This window comes from Mesorhizobium sp. M0615 (assembly GCF_040320805.1).
GTDB lineage: Bacteria > Pseudomonadota > Alphaproteobacteria > Rhizobiales > Rhizobiaceae > Mesorhizobium.
Genome location: NZ_JAMYQI010000002.1, coordinates 511,526 through 526,168, shown reverse-complemented (window position 1 = coordinate 526,168; position 14,643 = coordinate 511,526). Strand labels below are relative to the sequence as shown.

The 14,643-nt window shown below is 60.6% G+C and carries 13 protein-coding genes; 8 read left to right on the top strand and 5 right to left on the bottom strand.

Annotation, left to right across the window (positions count from 1 at the left end; all coding sequences use genetic code 11):
* The first annotated feature begins 224 nt into the window (after positions 1-224).
* The 3 genes from NKI46_RS05130 to NKI46_RS05120 are packed head-to-tail and all read left to right on the top strand — an operon-like array spanning position 225 to position 3,952.
* Positions 225-1,148 (top strand): ABC transporter permease subunit, encoded by a 924-nt coding sequence (locus NKI46_RS05130; protein WP_023684574.1) that lies wholly within the window; start codon positions 225-227, stop codon positions 1,146-1,148.
* Between the two features lie 9 nt (positions 1,149-1,157).
* Positions 1,158-2,285 carry an ABC transporter permease gene (locus tag NKI46_RS05125; protein WP_023670736.1) on the top strand — a complete coding sequence of 376 codons (1,128 nt, stop codon included), beginning with the start codon at positions 1,158-1,160 and terminating at the stop codon, positions 2,283-2,285.
* Between the two features lie 47 nt (positions 2,286-2,332).
* Positions 2,333-3,952 carry an ABC transporter ATP-binding protein gene (locus tag NKI46_RS05120; RefSeq protein ID WP_352745120.1) on the top strand — a complete coding sequence of 540 codons (1,620 nt, stop codon included), beginning with the start codon at positions 2,333-2,335 and terminating at the stop codon, positions 3,950-3,952.
* 42 nt (positions 3,953-3,994) lie between these two features.
* Here NKI46_RS05120 and NKI46_RS05115 read toward each other — a convergent pair whose 3' ends face one another.
* From NKI46_RS05115 to NKI46_RS05100, 4 genes are all read right to left on the bottom strand, one after another.
* Positions 3,995-4,333, bottom strand: a complete 339-nt coding sequence (locus NKI46_RS05115) for a hypothetical protein (protein ID WP_023705463.1) — start codon at positions 4,331-4,333, stop codon at positions 3,995-3,997.
* 289 nt (positions 4,334-4,622) lie between these two features.
* Entirely contained in the window at positions 4,623-5,927 is a 1,305-nt protein-coding gene (locus tag NKI46_RS05110; RefSeq protein WP_352745117.1) for a site-specific integrase, read from the bottom strand.
* 766 nt (positions 5,928-6,693) lie between these two features.
* Entirely contained in the window at positions 6,694-7,383 is a 690-nt protein-coding gene (locus NKI46_RS05105; protein ID WP_352745114.1) for a hypothetical protein, read from the bottom strand.
* 62 nt (positions 7,384-7,445) lie between these two features.
* Entirely contained in the window at positions 7,446-7,664 is a 219-nt protein-coding gene (locus NKI46_RS05100) for a hypothetical protein (protein WP_352745112.1), read from the bottom strand.
* Positions 7,665-7,797: 133 nt separating this feature from the next.
* On the opposite strand from NKI46_RS05100, the gene NKI46_RS05095 reads away from it, so the two are divergent.
* The 5 genes from NKI46_RS05095 (at position 7,798) to NKI46_RS05075 (ending at position 12,467) form a co-directional block, all read left to right on the top strand.
* Complete coding sequence (locus NKI46_RS05095; protein WP_127295631.1) at positions 7,798-8,019, top strand: DUF6471 domain-containing protein; 222 nt, start codon at positions 7,798-7,800, stop codon at positions 8,017-8,019.
* A 245-nt stretch (positions 8,020-8,264) separates the two neighbouring features.
* On the top strand, positions 8,265-8,765 hold the full coding sequence (locus NKI46_RS05090; protein WP_352745109.1) for a hypothetical protein: 501 nt from the start codon (positions 8,265-8,267) through the stop codon (positions 8,763-8,765).
* Positions 8,766-9,198: 433 nt separating this feature from the next.
* Positions 9,199-9,558, top strand: coding sequence for a hypothetical protein (locus NKI46_RS05085; protein WP_352745106.1), 360 nt, complete (start codon positions 9,199-9,201; stop codon positions 9,556-9,558).
* Positions 9,559-9,564: 6 nt separating this feature from the next.
* Positions 9,565-11,961 (top strand): primase-helicase family protein, encoded by a 2,397-nt coding sequence (locus tag NKI46_RS05080; protein ID WP_352745104.1) that lies wholly within the window; start codon positions 9,565-9,567, stop codon positions 11,959-11,961.
* Positions 11,962-11,984: 23 nt separating this feature from the next.
* Positions 11,985-12,467, top strand: a complete 483-nt coding sequence (locus tag NKI46_RS05075) for a hypothetical protein (RefSeq protein ID WP_352745101.1) — start codon at positions 11,985-11,987, stop codon at positions 12,465-12,467.
* A 53-nt stretch (positions 12,468-12,520) separates the two neighbouring features.
* Here the strand turns inward: NKI46_RS05075 and NKI46_RS05070 are convergent, their stop codons facing one another.
* On the bottom strand, positions 12,521-14,626 hold the full coding sequence (locus NKI46_RS05070; RefSeq protein WP_352745099.1) for a 3'-5' exonuclease: 2,106 nt from the start codon (positions 14,624-14,626) through the stop codon (positions 12,521-12,523).
* Positions 14,627-14,643 lie beyond the last annotated feature (17 nt).

The window sequence follows — 14,643 nt, the reverse complement described above, 5'->3', positions numbered from 1 at the left end:
ATAATTTGCTCACCCCCACCCCCCCCCCCTCCTCGCCCACCTCCTCATTAAACACCCCTACCCGCCCCCCCCCCCCCCCCTTGGGGCCCCCCCGGACTGGTCGGTCATCGCACCGGTCCGAAAGTCGTGGTCGATTTTCGGCAAGCCCGGTGCGAAGATTTGGCGCCGGAGCGTGGCAATGCGTCCGCATGGACGTATGTCGCTCTGGCCGAAGCGGGGCGCCGATGCTGCGATACATCTTACGGCGGCTTCTGACCGCCATTCCGACGCTGTTCGTCATCGTGACCATGGCGTTCTTCCTGATACGCGTCGCACCGGGCGGCCCCTTCAATCAGGAGCGGGGCCTCAGTCCCGAGATCAGGGCCAATCTGGAAGCACAGTTCGGCCTCGACGATCCGCTCTGGCTGCAATATGCCCACTATCTCGGCAATCTTCTGCGCGGCAATTTCGGGCCGAGCTACAATTTGCCTGACTTCACCGTCACCGAACTGTTTGCCAAGGGGCTGCCGATATCGGTCCAGCTCGGCACCTCGGCGCTGATCCTGGCGCTGCTGCTTGGTTCGGTGCTCGGCACCATCGCCGCGCTCAACCAGAACAAGCTTGGCGACTATACGGTGATTGCGCTGGCGACCGCCGGCAGCACTATCCCCACCTTCGTCATCGCTCCTGTGATTCAGTTGGTGTTCGGATTGACCTGGAAGCTGTTGCCGATCGGCGGCTGGGGTGATGGCGCATTGATCAACAAGATCGGCCCGGTGCTGACGCTGGCCTTGCCGCAGATCGCCATCGTTGCCCGCCTGATGCGCGGGTCGATGATCGAGAGCTTGCGTTCGCATCATATCCGAACGGCGCGTGCGCTCGGCCTCTCCGACTGGTCGGTGGTGGTCAAGCACGCGCTGCGCGGCGCCATCCTGCCGATCGTTTCCTTCACCGGCCCGGCAGCCGCGGCGCTGCTCACCGGTTCGGTCATCGTCGAGACCATCTTCTCCATTCCCGGTGTCGGCCGCTATTTCGTCGATGCCGCGCTCAACCGCGACTACACGCTGGTGATGGGGACCGTGGTGGTGATCGCGCTCTTCACCATCGTCTTCAACCTGATCGTCGACGTCATGTACGCGGTCGTCGACCCGAGGGTACGCTATGACTGAGGGTGCGCTATGACTGACATCACAGCCGCCGCCGCTCCGCCGGCCGTCGTCGGCCGCTCGCTCTGGGGCGACGCATGGGCGCGCCTCAAAGCCAACCGCGCCGCCATGTTCAGCCTCTATTACCTGGCCTTCATTGGCGTCATCAGCATCTTCGGCCCCTGGTTCGTGCCGCATCAGTACACCACCATCTATGCCGACTATGTGCGCACGCCACCAAGCTTTTCAGCCTATCCGAAGCCGGACATGATCGAGACGGCGCTCAAGGATGCCATCAAGCGCATGCGCGTCGACATCAAGGAGTGGAAACTGGACGGCAGTCGCGTCACCGTCACCGTCACCTCGACCAAACCGATCGACGACCGCAACATCCGCTATCTTGACCGCTCCGATGCCTTCGACGATACCAAGATAGAGAGCAAATCGGCCGACGGGCTCGAATTGACTATGACTGCGTCGGTCAAACAGCAGTACTTCCTGTTCGGCACCGACAACACCGGTCGCGATCTTCTCTCGCGAACGCTGATGGCAGGGCGCATCTCGCTGGCCATCGGCCTGCTTGCTGGCATTGTCGCCGTGGTCATCGGCGTCCTCTACGGGGCGGCGGCCGGCTTTTCCGGCGGCAAGATCGACGAGGTGATGATGCGCATCGTCGACGTGCTCTATTCCTTGCCCTTCATTTTCTTTGTCATCATGCTGGTGGTGTTCTTCGGCCGCAATTTCGTGCTGATGTTCCTGGCGGTCGGGGCGGTGCTGTGGCTCGACATGGCGCGCATCGTGCGCGGCCAGGCGCTGTCGATCCGGCGGCAGGAGTATGTCCAGGCGGCCGAAGCCATGGGCGTCGGCCAGCGCGGCATCCTGCTGCGCCATGTCATCCCCAATCTGCTCGGACCAGTGGTGATCTACATGACGCTGCTGGTGCCGCAGGTCATCATCCTGGAAAGTTTCCTGTCCTTCCTCGGCCTTGGCGTGCAGGAACCGATGACCAGCTGGGGCGTGCTCATCTCCGTCGGCGCCAAGAACATCGGCACCGCCAACTGGCTGCTTTTGTTCCCCGCCTTCTTCCTCGTGTCGACGCTGTTTGCACTGAACTTCGTCGGCGACGGCCTGCGCGACGCGCTCGATCCGAGAGACCGATGAAGATGGGACCGATAAAGATGGGGACCGATAAGATGGGGACCGTTGCGATGGAAACGCCCGAAACGATCCTCAGCGTCAAGGACCTTCGCGTCCGCTTCCGCACGCTCGACGGCGCGGTCGAAGCGGTCAAGGGCATCAACATCCACGTCAAGGCAGGTGAAACCGTTGCCGTGGTCGGCGAATCCGGATCCGGCAAGAGCCAGACCATGATGGCGGCGATGAGCCTGCTGGCGTCCAACGGCGAGGCGACGGGTCACGTCGATTATCGCGGCCGCAACCTTTTGACCATGAGCAAGCCCGACCTCAACAAGGTGCGCGGCGCCAAGATCAGCATGATCTTCCAGGAGCCGATGACCTCGCTCGATCCGCTCTATTCGATCGGCAACCAGCTTATCGAACCGATCCGCAAACACCGCGGGCTGAACGCAACCGAGGCACGGAACGAGGCGCTCAAGTTGCTCAGGCTGGTGCATATCCCCGATCCCGAGCGGCGGATGAAATCCTATCCGCACGAAATGTCGGGTGGCCAGCGCCAGCGCGTCATGATCGCCATGGCATTGGCCAACGACCCCGACATCCTGATCGCCGACGAGCCGACGACGGCGCTCGACGTCACCATCCAGGCGCAGATCCTGGTGCTGCTCGCCGAACTGCAGCGCAAGCTCGGCATGGCCATCGTCTTTATCACCCACGATCTCGGCATCGTCCGGCGCTTTGCCGACCGCGTCTATGTCATGCGCTATGGCGAGGTGGTCGAGGAAGGCGAGGCGGAAGCACTTTTCGCCAACCCGCAGCATGCCTATACCAAAATGCTGCTGGCCGCCGAACCGACCGGCACCAAGGCGGCGCCGCCGTCCAGCGCTCCTGTGCTGCTGGAGGGCCGCAATGTCGAAGTGACCTTCAAGATCGGCGGCGGCTTCCTTGCCGGCGAACCGCTGCTGCTACGCGCCGTCGATCACATTTCGATCCGGCTGAAGCGCAACCAGACCATCGGTATAGTCGGCGAATCCGGTTCGGGAAAATCGACGCTCGGCCGCGCACTTCTGCGCCTGTTGCCCAGCGACGGTGTCATCCGCTTCGGCGACCGCGACATCTCCACCGCCGACCGCCAGGCGATGCGGCCGCTGCGACGTGAGATGCAACTCGTCTTCCAGGATCCGTTCGGCTCGCTGTCGCCGCGCATGACCGTCGGCCAGATCATCACCGAAGGGCTTCTGGTGCATGAGCCGAACCTGTCAGGTAAGCAACGCGATCAGCGCGCCGTCGAGGCCTTGCTCGAGGTCGGCCTCGACCCCAACGCACGCAACCGCTACCCGCACGAATTCTCCGGCGGCCAGCGCCAGCGCATCGCCATCGCGCGTGCCGTGATCCTGAAGCCCAAACTGGTGGTGCTGGACGAGCCGACTTCGGCGCTCGACCGCTCGGTGCAGAAGCAGATCGTCGAATTGCTGCGCAAGCTGCAGGCCGACCACGAACTGTCCTACCTCTTCATCAGCCACGATCTCTCCGTGGTGCGCGCCATGGCCGACTACATCATCGTCATGAGGCAGGGCAAGATCGTCGAGGAAGGCCCGACGGAAGAGATCTTCAGCAACCCGCAGGCCGCCTACACCCAGACGCTGATGGCTGCGGCGATCGATGTGACCCGGTTCCGGTTGAGTGCTTGAGATAGTCGCGTGAGGTTAATCAACAGGGCAGGGCCGAATCGCTCAGCCCGCTGACCTGGGGCATCGGCTGGTCCTCGTGGCGACAATGGCCGCCTCGCGCTCTTTCAGCCGTTCGATCCTGGCCGTCTCGCGGTTGGCGACGGCGCTCTTGACGCGTGCCCCGCCGAGCAGCCAGTTCGGCACGCTGGTGTTGGCGACCTTGCCGCGGGTGATGGCGGTTTGCGAGATGTCGCGCGCGGTATCGCCTACGGCGGTGTTGAGCTCGGCGCATGTCATGCTGTCGTATTTCGCCGGGTTCACCGCGCTGCCCAGCGATGAGCAGCCTGCCGCCAGGGACAAAGCGAGCAGCGCTGACAGCCGGCTTGAAATCAACAAATTCATCTTCCGCAAACCTCGTTCCGGCCGCTGTCTCGGCGGCATTCCTATTATCGAGGTAGCGCGGAAGGTTGTCGCGTCAAAACACCATGCTGACAGCGACGCCGACGCGGGCGGTTTGCATCAAGCTATCTTGTGGGTCGGGAGAACAAACACCTAAGTGTCTGTTTTTTCTGGTCGGAGTGGCAGGATTTGAACCTGCGACCCCCTCGTCCCGAACGACGGGGTCTTCCAGCAAAAGCCAGGATTTCCGCCATTCCTCATTACGGTCGGCGACCTTTGTTCACCTTTGCTTCTAGCATACCTGTGGGGTTTCTGTGGGGACCTGTGGGGCGTTCGTTGTCTGTGCCTGCGGCATCCGGACCACATTTTTTGGAAGATTTCTGTAGCGCGACTTGGAGACAATCGCCTCGGCCGCCTCCGCTTGGAAGTCTGGATGATGGTGGCCATAGGTCTGGATCAGCATCTCGACGGTCATGCCGAGGAAGCCAGCGGCTGCCCAAGGGTCGGAGCCTCGTTGCATTAGCCATGTTGCAGCGGTGTGGCGGAAGATATGCGGAGTCACGTCGGTACGGAATAGGCGTCTGACGCTTCCATCCAGGGCTTCAACATCGTCGTACCAGCCCAATCCGGCTGCCTCGACCACTGAGCGGAACGCCTTCTTGACTGACTGGACGGGCTTCCCGTTCCACTCAACGACGTAGTCGTGGGCGATCATTCGGCCGACGTTTGAGCTCTTGCCGCGACCCTTGGTCTTGATCTCCAGCGGAGTGACCGCCCATCGCCGTACATGGGCAAGCAGACGATCGGGCAGACGCACCGGCGGCTGGCGCTTCTTGGTCTCGAGGCGACCAGCTGCGCGACGATAGAAAACGCCGCGCTCCAGGTCCAAATAGCCCGCCCCTTCGGTAGGTCGGACGGCGGCACCACAGATCGCCGCCGAGCGCGTGCCGGTGTAGAGCGCGACAAGGATAAAGCGTGCGACGTGGCGCCCTGTGCGACGGTCGCTAGCCCGACCTTTCCACGACTGACGCATGCGCCACGCAGCGCGGATCAAAGCCGCCGCTTCGTTTCGTGTCAGCCAGCGATCTCTGGGCACGGACTTAGCTGGCAGCACGATGGCCGGCGCCGAGGTTATGTAGCCTTCTCGATGATAGTTGTTCAGCGCTGCCCGCAAGTCCTCAAGCTGTCGCCTCGCTGCGGCACCGTTGCCGTGCGCTTTGGCGTAGTCACGACAGATTTTGCCGTTGATCTCGCCAATCATCATGTCACCGAACCAGTTCAGCACCGCTACCATGCGGCCAGCGGTTTCCTTCGGTTTCGCGTGGCCGGGCGCGAGGTCTGTTAGATAGACACTAACGGCGTCCGCTATCGCGACGGTAGTGGGATCACGAACGCGTTCGCGGACCGGCTGGTACTTTTCGGTGATGTAGCTGGCGAGCCGTTTTTCAGCGCGTTCGCGGTTGCCAGTGCCGCCGCAAGCGCTGACGAAGGTGCCGCCGTCACGGATGAACCAGCCGGCCCGGCTCCGCAAGGATCCGTCCTGCTTCCTGCTTTCGTCCCGCCAGACGAGGCGTGCCCCTTTCGAAGTCCTCGACATCTTTCCCTCATCTCGGCGATCGCGGCCAAGGTGACATACTCCTTCCCCGCGATCATCTCTGTTACTAGGCGGCCAGCATCCCGCTCCTTGCGCAGCCCTGGTGCCCCCATCGTACCGTCTGGGAACGCTATGCGAGCGGCTATGTCCAGCCGGAGCGGCGCGCTTTGGTCAGGGCGATTGCTTTTCTCAAAAATTCGGTTGGTCACAGATCAGAAGACACGCTGGTTTGTGGAGGCCATTGATGGCGGAGCCAGGCTGATCTAGTTCGTCGGACAATACGGTTCTATGGCCCTTGGGCGTGGTACTATAGGGGGAGCGGCTTTTCTTGACTGCGGACTGTCGGGCGGCGAGTGCTATTACCAGAAAAAGCAAAAATTTTTGCGGGCCGTAGATAGGACCATTCCCGCGCAAACCCAGCCGATCAGCACAGAATATCGTGTACACCTTCCCTCGTCCGCCACCAGGCGCACACGTGATCGAAAGATCCGCGACCGAGCCGGTTCCAAAACTTTCCAGCCGGCGGTTGAGCTGCAGGACGGAAATGTCGGCCGAAAATCCAGCTGGCCGCGCCGCTGCTCCTCGCGCCTGCAGCTGGACAGCTTTGCCGAGAAGGTGTCGCCCGCGAAACCCCGCTGGGACCGTTGGGAGTACCATTGCCAATCGCAATCCGAAGAAACGCTGCAAGAGTCGTGGGCGAACGTCGAGGCCGATGGGACTATCGAACGACCATGGGCTGCTTGAGGAAAGAGGGGTAGAGCGCCGGGAATCATTCGGGTTCGTCAGGATCAAGCGTTGCCATGCGCTCGACCGCCTCCCGAAGTCTCGCCGTCGTCCGGCGGCCCCGCTCCGTGACCATCTCCTGCAGCTGGTCGTGTGGAATGGTCGGCAGGAAGTCAGCTGAGGTCACTTCGCCGTCTCTATAGGTGAAGCTGAGCGCCATCGCCCCGACCAGGGTCACGTGCTGGTCAAGGTATGACGTGAGCTCGTTGAGGCTGGCGGCGTGCGCATACAACAGAGCCGTGGCCACAGTAGATTTGTGAATGGTGACATTGCTGGCCAGCAGTTCGTACCCCCTCCACCACATCAGTTCCCCAAGTCCCCGCCACGGGACCGAGCCGGCGGACCGGGCCGAGTCGACATATCTCTTTAGGAAGTCCTCGTCGTAGAGGCTGCCCAATTCCCCGCGCGCCCAGTTGATCTCCGCGTTGCCCTTCTGATTGACCCGGGCATGAAGAAAGACCCGCGGTTTTCTGTTCTCATCGCATACGGCGGCGCTCCAGTTGGCCGGGTAGACCAGGATGTCGACGTGCTCCTTGTTGATGCCGCAGTCGTAGGCCTCGTCGTCCAGCATCCACGCCAACTCCTTGTTCAGTCTGGATGTCCCGGCACGGTGGCGCTCACGAGCCAGGGCCAGATAGTCGGAGCTCGATATGGAGGGGTCGAATGGTTCGGTCATCCTGAAAGTCCTGTGGACGAGGGTGGCTGGGCGCCGTGAAATTCGGCTGTCGGATCGCTATGTTAGGAGCGAGTCGTCCGCTCGAAGCGGCCCATGACGTGATGGTAAACTTCAGGGGCCTCGTGGCCGGCGTCCTTCATCAGGTTAGCGGCGCGTCGCAATGTTTCGATCGTCGACTTAAGGGCGTGGAAATCGTGATCGTCGTAGTGAAGATCGAGTTCCGAAGAGAGTTCGCGCAGGAGGTCCGTCAGCACTTTTGCCGTTGTCTGGTCGAGGGTCATGTCGTGAATTCCTATGAGCTGGTTTGAGAGAAAGATATCGACTTCAGTATAAATCTACTGTTTTTGATAGATAGCTATGAAAATTGGGAACGCAACGGGCCGGCCAAAATTTTTTTGCGCGGAGAATTTTCAGATGACCGAGACCGAGTGGGAGCGGCTGATGAGCGGCCTGCTAAAAGCCGAGCTCAAGCTTAAGGGCTTGAGCTATGCCGATCTCGTCGAAAAGCTGGCCGCCATCGGGGTCGAAGAAAAAGAGGCGAATATCAGCAACAAGCTGTCACGCGGACGTTTCAGCGCCGTTTTCTTCGCTCAGTGCCTCAAGGCGATAGGGTCGCAGAGGCTGAAGCTCGACTGACCTTCTGGGAATGGCGCGCGTGCGCCTCGCTTGCTCAGTGCTCAGCAGCGGTCGCAGGTTGGTTTGCGTAGACTGAGTTTGGACCCCGGACTTGGCTCAGGTTCTGGCGCAGGCGAGATTGGACCTCTAGAAGGCGATCGCGGTGGAGCAATTCTCTTCCCCTATAGTATTGCGAATTACGTGCCTAGCGGATCGAGCGCGGCGGGACCAGATGCGGGTCGGACCAATCCATTGAAAGGAAACCAATGTCCGACAAATATTTGACAGTCTCAGAAGTTGCCGACGTGCTCGGCATGCTCAAAGAAAACGTGTTGCGAATGGCGCAACACGGGGCGCTCCCACATCCGGTCACGATAAACGGTGAGCCACACTTTCCTAAGGAGCCGATCTTGCGTCGACGTGAGGAGGAGGACGACGCTGTCCCTTCTGCCGGCGTGTACCTCTCAACGGGTGAGGATTTTTTCTACTATAAGGTGGTGAAGGCCAGCCACATGCTCTTCTACAAAAACTGGCCATTCGCAGTTTTCAGTCTCTGGGACGAAAGCCTTCATATTCGCCCTTGGCTCACACACCTGGTCGATGATCTTCCCGATCACGAGACCATCCTGCTTTCCTGTGAGGACGCGAGTATCCCAGAGGTCAGTTTGAAGGATCTTCCCCAGCCCACTTCAATCGTCTGGGGATATCGCTCGGTCGGGCAATACGATTTGGATGTGACGGTCGCGGCTTCAAATGTGAGCCACTGAACCTAGCAAAATGCTGAGCGGATTGGGTTTTCCCGTGTCTCTGCCGTGCGGTCTTTTCCCCTGTGCCTCAACGCGGGACGCTCACCGAGGCTGGAGCACAACTGTCCCCTTGCGAGAAGATTCCGCCTGCGCCTGGTCATGCATGATCTTAACGCAGCAATCACAGCTCTGAGCAGTCCGGCTTTGGGCCTTGGACCCCGCTCAGGTTTTGGCGCGGGCGGGGTCGGGTCGACTGGCGCGCTTGGATCTGCGGTGCGCAGCACCCCATTCTCATAAGAACGCGTCAAAATATTAATATTGCAACCCAGAATAAAATAAAAGTGCTGCATAACGCACCACCATGATGCACTGGATGATCTGTCGATCATTGTAAGTAATATACGCGATCAACAATTAAGGAACATCACCACAACATTGAAAAGGATGTGTCCTAATGGAACCTGAAAGATCGATTGATCTCTATCAGTATCTGGCCAAAAGCCGTGACCTGCTTGTCGACATCAAAGTTGCACAACGGCTTCATATCCCCAGGGATGCGCTTGTCGAAATGGTGAAGGAAGGGCTGTGCCCGGAGCCACGTCCCGGCTTAGCTTCCAACCGCTATTGGTTTTACCAGTGGCAGGCTACGAACTATAAGTTCTGGGCTCGTACCGCCAAAGACGACGATGTGAGGCGAGCGGCCGATATCATTTTGAAGGACGACCGCACTCGGCGCATTCGTGAGTTCGAACACTATGACAACGCAGACCCGCGGAAGTTTCTGACTACCTTGTTTTCTCGGAAGGCATGGTAGGTCCTCATGCAGTCCGATAGGAAACAAATTAAAAACTACATCGAGCGGATGTTCGGACAGGACAGCGGGGGAAACCTCGTTGTCTTCGAACGCGATCTGTCGGGGGAACGTCGACGGCATGCGGTCTTCCCATACGCCGATCGGGAAATCGTCTTCGACTTCCTGGCAGCGCAGCCCGATAACGTTCATCGGTATCTCGCGGTGGCCCTCCACGACGGCCAAGCCTTTGACGAACAGACGCGCCGACGGGACACGGCCTGTGCCGTGGCCTTCTTGGCGCTCGACATCGACCTCGCCACTGGGGTGCATGCCGCCCACAACCTCCCCGAAAACGAGGAGCAGGCGCTCAAGCTGCTTGAGGAGGCCGGGCTGCCCGAGCCCACTCTGATCATCCACTCAGGTGGAGGGCTCTACCCGATCTGGCAGTTTCAGCAGCCGTTGCTTCTGAGGACGACGGAGGATCGGAGCCGCATTCAGCGGCTCTGGTCAGCCTGGAACGAGCAGGCTCGGGTGGTCTGGGAACGACATGGGCTCAAGCTCGACACGATCGCAGAGCTCGCACGCGTCCTCAGGGTGCCGGGAACGTTCAACCCCAAGACCAAGCCGGCCAAACCCGTCCACATCTTGGACGGGGCAAGTGGTCGGACCTGGACCCTTGAGCAGATGGAAGGCGTCGTCGCAGCCCGAATAGCCGAGAGCTCTGACAGTTCCTCGCGTTCTGGCGAGCATGCCCTGGCTGACGCTCTTCGTCAGGAAATGATCTCGGTGGATGAGGACGCCGGCAAAAGTGCCGCTGGTGCCCTTGCGATGGTTACGGCCTGCAGCTTTCTTCGTTCATGTGACGAGGCCAGTGAGCGACTGACCGAGCCGCAGTGGAAGGACGTTGCAGACCTTCTGGTGCACATTCCGGAAGGGCGACGGTATTTTCACAATCTGTCCAACCGTGACCCTCGCTACTCATATCGCGAAGCGGAGGCCAAGCTGGATCACGCCAGCGAATACGGCCCAAAGCTGTGCGAGACTATCGCCGGAGCTAACCCGGAGTGTGCAGGCTGCCTCTTCCGTGAAGGCTTGGTAATTCGCACTCCGGTGCAACTGGCAAACTCCGAGCCGGGGCTTGTGTCACTGCAGGCGCGGTATGTGCTCGACTCAAAAACCGGTCTGTTCTTTGACATCTCGACGGGCCGAGACAAGACGAAGGACGATTTCGATCGCTCTTTCACGCGGAACATGCACAAGAAGCGACCGGCAAGCACCGCCTTCCGCAATTCGCTGGTGTCGTGCCTGGCGGATGAGCATGACTTTCTTGTCGGAAATGAAAAGCTCATTGTTGACCAAAACGGCATCCGCACGCTGAACACATGGAAGGACGGAGGCTTGGCCGCGGCGGAAGGTGACGCATCGGTCTGGCATGACCACCTCCGTTATCTGTTGCCTGGCGACGGAGAGAGAAGGTGGGTCCTTCAATACCTTGCCCATCTCGTCCAGCGGCCGGCTGCCAAGATCAAGTCGGCGATCTTGCTGCAGTCAAAACAGGGTGTCGGCAAGAACCTCCTGGTGCGAGCCGTCAAGCGCATGTTTCATGAGAACGATGTTCGCGAAGTGTATGGTGGCATCCTAGGAGAGCGTTGGCAGTCGGAGCTGGGAAACGCTCGCCTGCTGGCCCTCGACGAACTGCAGATCGACGAGCTGAAGACCGCGTACAACCGGCTGAAGAGATGGGCCACCGAGGAGACCCAGTCCGTCGAGCGCAAGGGGGTTGATGCGTTCAAAGTGAGGACGCCTCGCGGCATCATCATCATGACTAACAGCGATAAGCCTATGGCCATCGAGCATGACGACCGGCGGCTTTTCGTGTGCAAGGTGGAAGCTGCGAAGCGGGAAGACGCATATTACCGTCAGCTCGTGGAGGTCGGCCTCTCGGACGAGAGCGTCGCCGCCTTCAAGCATTATCTGCTCCACCTCGATCTCTCCGATTTCGACGCGAATGCCGAACCACCACGAACCGGCGCGAAGGACGAGTTGATCCGGGCCAGCGCATCCCTGCCGGAACAGGTCATTGCTGAGCTTAGGGAAAGCGCATCGGCGCCGTTCAATGGTCCGGTGTATCTGGCCGAGGACGTCGCCAGGGCCGTTGAAGAACGCATGAAGAGGACGATTACGGTGCACCAGATCACCCCGATCCTGAAGAAGCTCGGCGACCGCAGGCGAGACACGAAGACGTCGGGTCTGCGTCCTGCGGGAACGACGCAACGTGGTTACCTCTGGGCGTGGCAGGATGTCGATAAGTGGATGAAGGCTTCCAGTGAGGAGGTCAGGGCTACTCTACTGGGTCGAGGCTCGGATGTAAGGCCACTGGGACTGACGCCCGCCATCGCGGCCGCTGTCCAGCTGGCCAACTGACCAGGTGTGCGGAGCAAAGGACCATGCAGACCTATATCTCTACCAACTATCATTTTGAAGAAAAACAGGTTGGACAGTTGGACAGTTGGACACCCAAGGGGATCGCCAAGCACATCGACGCAAAGCATTTCTACTCGACAGCCATGACGACAAGCCTTCCTCCATGGCGCCCGATACCCAGCCGCATGGCAGCAAGGATCCTCGGTGTGTCACTCCAGAGCCTCGCGAACTGGAGAATGCGTGACCTTGGCCCACGAACTGAGCCGCTGAAGAAGGGCTATGGCAACCGAATCTATTACCGGCCGGATAAGATCGCCGAATGGCTCTCTGGTGGCCAGTGTGTTGGTTGGCAATTTTCGGCCCAGTGGCTCAGCCAAATGGGTATTCCAGTGGATGCCATGAGCGAGGGAGCAGTGCGTGATCGGATCCAGGCTATGGAGGATATGAAGCTGTTCCCCGAGGTCCAGCGCCTTTGGCGGAGCTTCCGCGAGCTGGAAGCAGCGTAGTACAGTGAAATAATAGTGCGGAGTGTGTCGGTCATGCGCCGTCGATCGCGCTGCTAGGCGATGTCGTCCAGAAACTCGGACCCTGGCGCAACACCGGACACAAACAGGCGATCCCGCGCCCGCGTGGCCGCCACATAGAGAAGTTGTCGCTCCGTCGCGATGACTTCGTCGAGTTCGAACTCGTCGGCGACGTCCGCGACCCGGGCCGCGAGCGGCAAAACGCCCTCGTCACAGGCGACGACCAGCACGGCCCGGAACTCCAGCCCCTTGGCCAAGTGCATGGTCCCGACCAGCGCCGCTGTGTCTTCGCCAGGTTTTCCGGAAGAGATCGTCCGGTACGGCAATGCTGCAGCCTCGGCGATGGCACGAGCGCGAGGAAGCTCGGCGGCCGACCGGACGAAGATGGCGATCTGTTCTGCCGGCATGCCGTCATCGAGTGCCTCGCGGATGAAGGCGGTGGCCGCTTTCAGCTCAGCATCTTGATCATTGGCGATGACGACCGTCGGCTCCAGACCTTCAAAGACGGACACAGTGCCCCGGCGGTCTTCTTCGAGCCCATCGATATCGCGGATCGTCTTCGGGATGAGGCGATCAGCCATCGCCCGGATCTGCTGCGATGTGCGGTAGTTGACCTTCAACGTGGATGAGCGGCCGCGCACGTCGATCCCCAGTCCTTTCCAGGAAAACGGCTGCTGGAAGATCCGCTGGCCTATGTCGCCGGCAAAGAAGAGTGCATCGGGTCTGTCGGGCGCGATGGCCGCGAGGAATCGCAGTTCAGGCACGCCGAGATCCTGTGCCTCGTCGACAACAACGTGTGTGAAGGGTTTTTCGGTTCTGGCGGAATAGGTTCCGCTCACGGCGGCGAAGAGCGAAGCTGGTGTGAACAGCGCCCGCTGCCTGAGGGCATCGCGGACGCGCAAGAAGACCTGCCACAGCGCCTCGCGTTGCTTCTGACCCAGGCGGTTCTTGCGACCCATACGCGGCACCTCGGCGTAGGCATCGGCGCTGTCGATCCGCCAAGCGTCGATCACGTTCTCCCATTCGGAGATCAGGAACCGCGAGGAGAAGTCCTGCGCTCCCGCATCCTCAGCCGCTCTCTCGATCATCCCGCGTACTGTATCGCGATCCGCAATATGCGCCTGGCGCCCGGTAGTGAGAGCAAACAATTCCTCTGCGATCCTGCGGAAGGAGGCGACGGTGACGCGGTCATTAATTTCGGCGCGGCCGCCGGAGAGCACCGACAGCTTACGCTGGAGTGCGGCGGCCAGCGGATCGGAGAAGGTGGTCAAGAGCACGCGAGCATCTGGATCGAGACGAAGAATCCGCATTACCCGATGAAGTGCGACGACCGTCTTGCCCGTGCCGGCCGATCCGGCGACGCGCGCTGGGCCGGAATAGTCGTGCTCGACGACGCCGCGCTGGAGAGGGTGCAGGAAAACCGCCCACTTCTCGAACGGCGCGTCGAGCGCGGCCTGCAATTCCTCGAGCCCTTCGAGAACGCGGAAGCGGCGCATCGTGTCCGGATGCGCCATCGGGTCTTCAACTGGCGCGGCTGCAGGTTTCAGGATTCCGGTCGCGGCGTATTCGAGCAGTGCCTCGGCCGCCTCTTGCGGCAGACGGGCAGCAAGCGTGAAGAAGGAATCCTCTGTTGCCTCGGCGACGTCGGAGAGCCAGTCCGCGGGAACACCGACGGAGAGCAGGTCGACCTGCGCCAGTTTCGCGAAGATCGGTGCGGCGGACACAACAAGCTCTTCTTCTATGGGGGCGACATCGAAGGGCAGATCAGCCTGTTTGAACGCGGCCGTTGCGGGCGGCGCAATCTCCTCAACCAGTTCCCGCACCTCGACGATCTGCATTGCACCAGTCGTCGGGTGTGTCTCGATGCGTCGCCGTTCCGCCCAGGAATAGGCGTCATCGTGATGGCCGACATAGGCGAGCATCAGGCTTCCGCCCGCCTTGTGCACGATGATGCGGATGTCGCGGGAAACCCGGACCGACCAGAAATTCGGATCCTTCGACTTGTCGATGCGATGGAATTGCAGCCCGGGATGATCGGGATTCGCCTGCAGGTCGAACGCCGTCAATTTCGCCTGCTTCTGCTCGTCGTTGGCGAGCTTGGCGAGGGACGACGTGAAGCTGTCGGCGAGGATGGTGGGCATTCTAAATCGCCATTCAT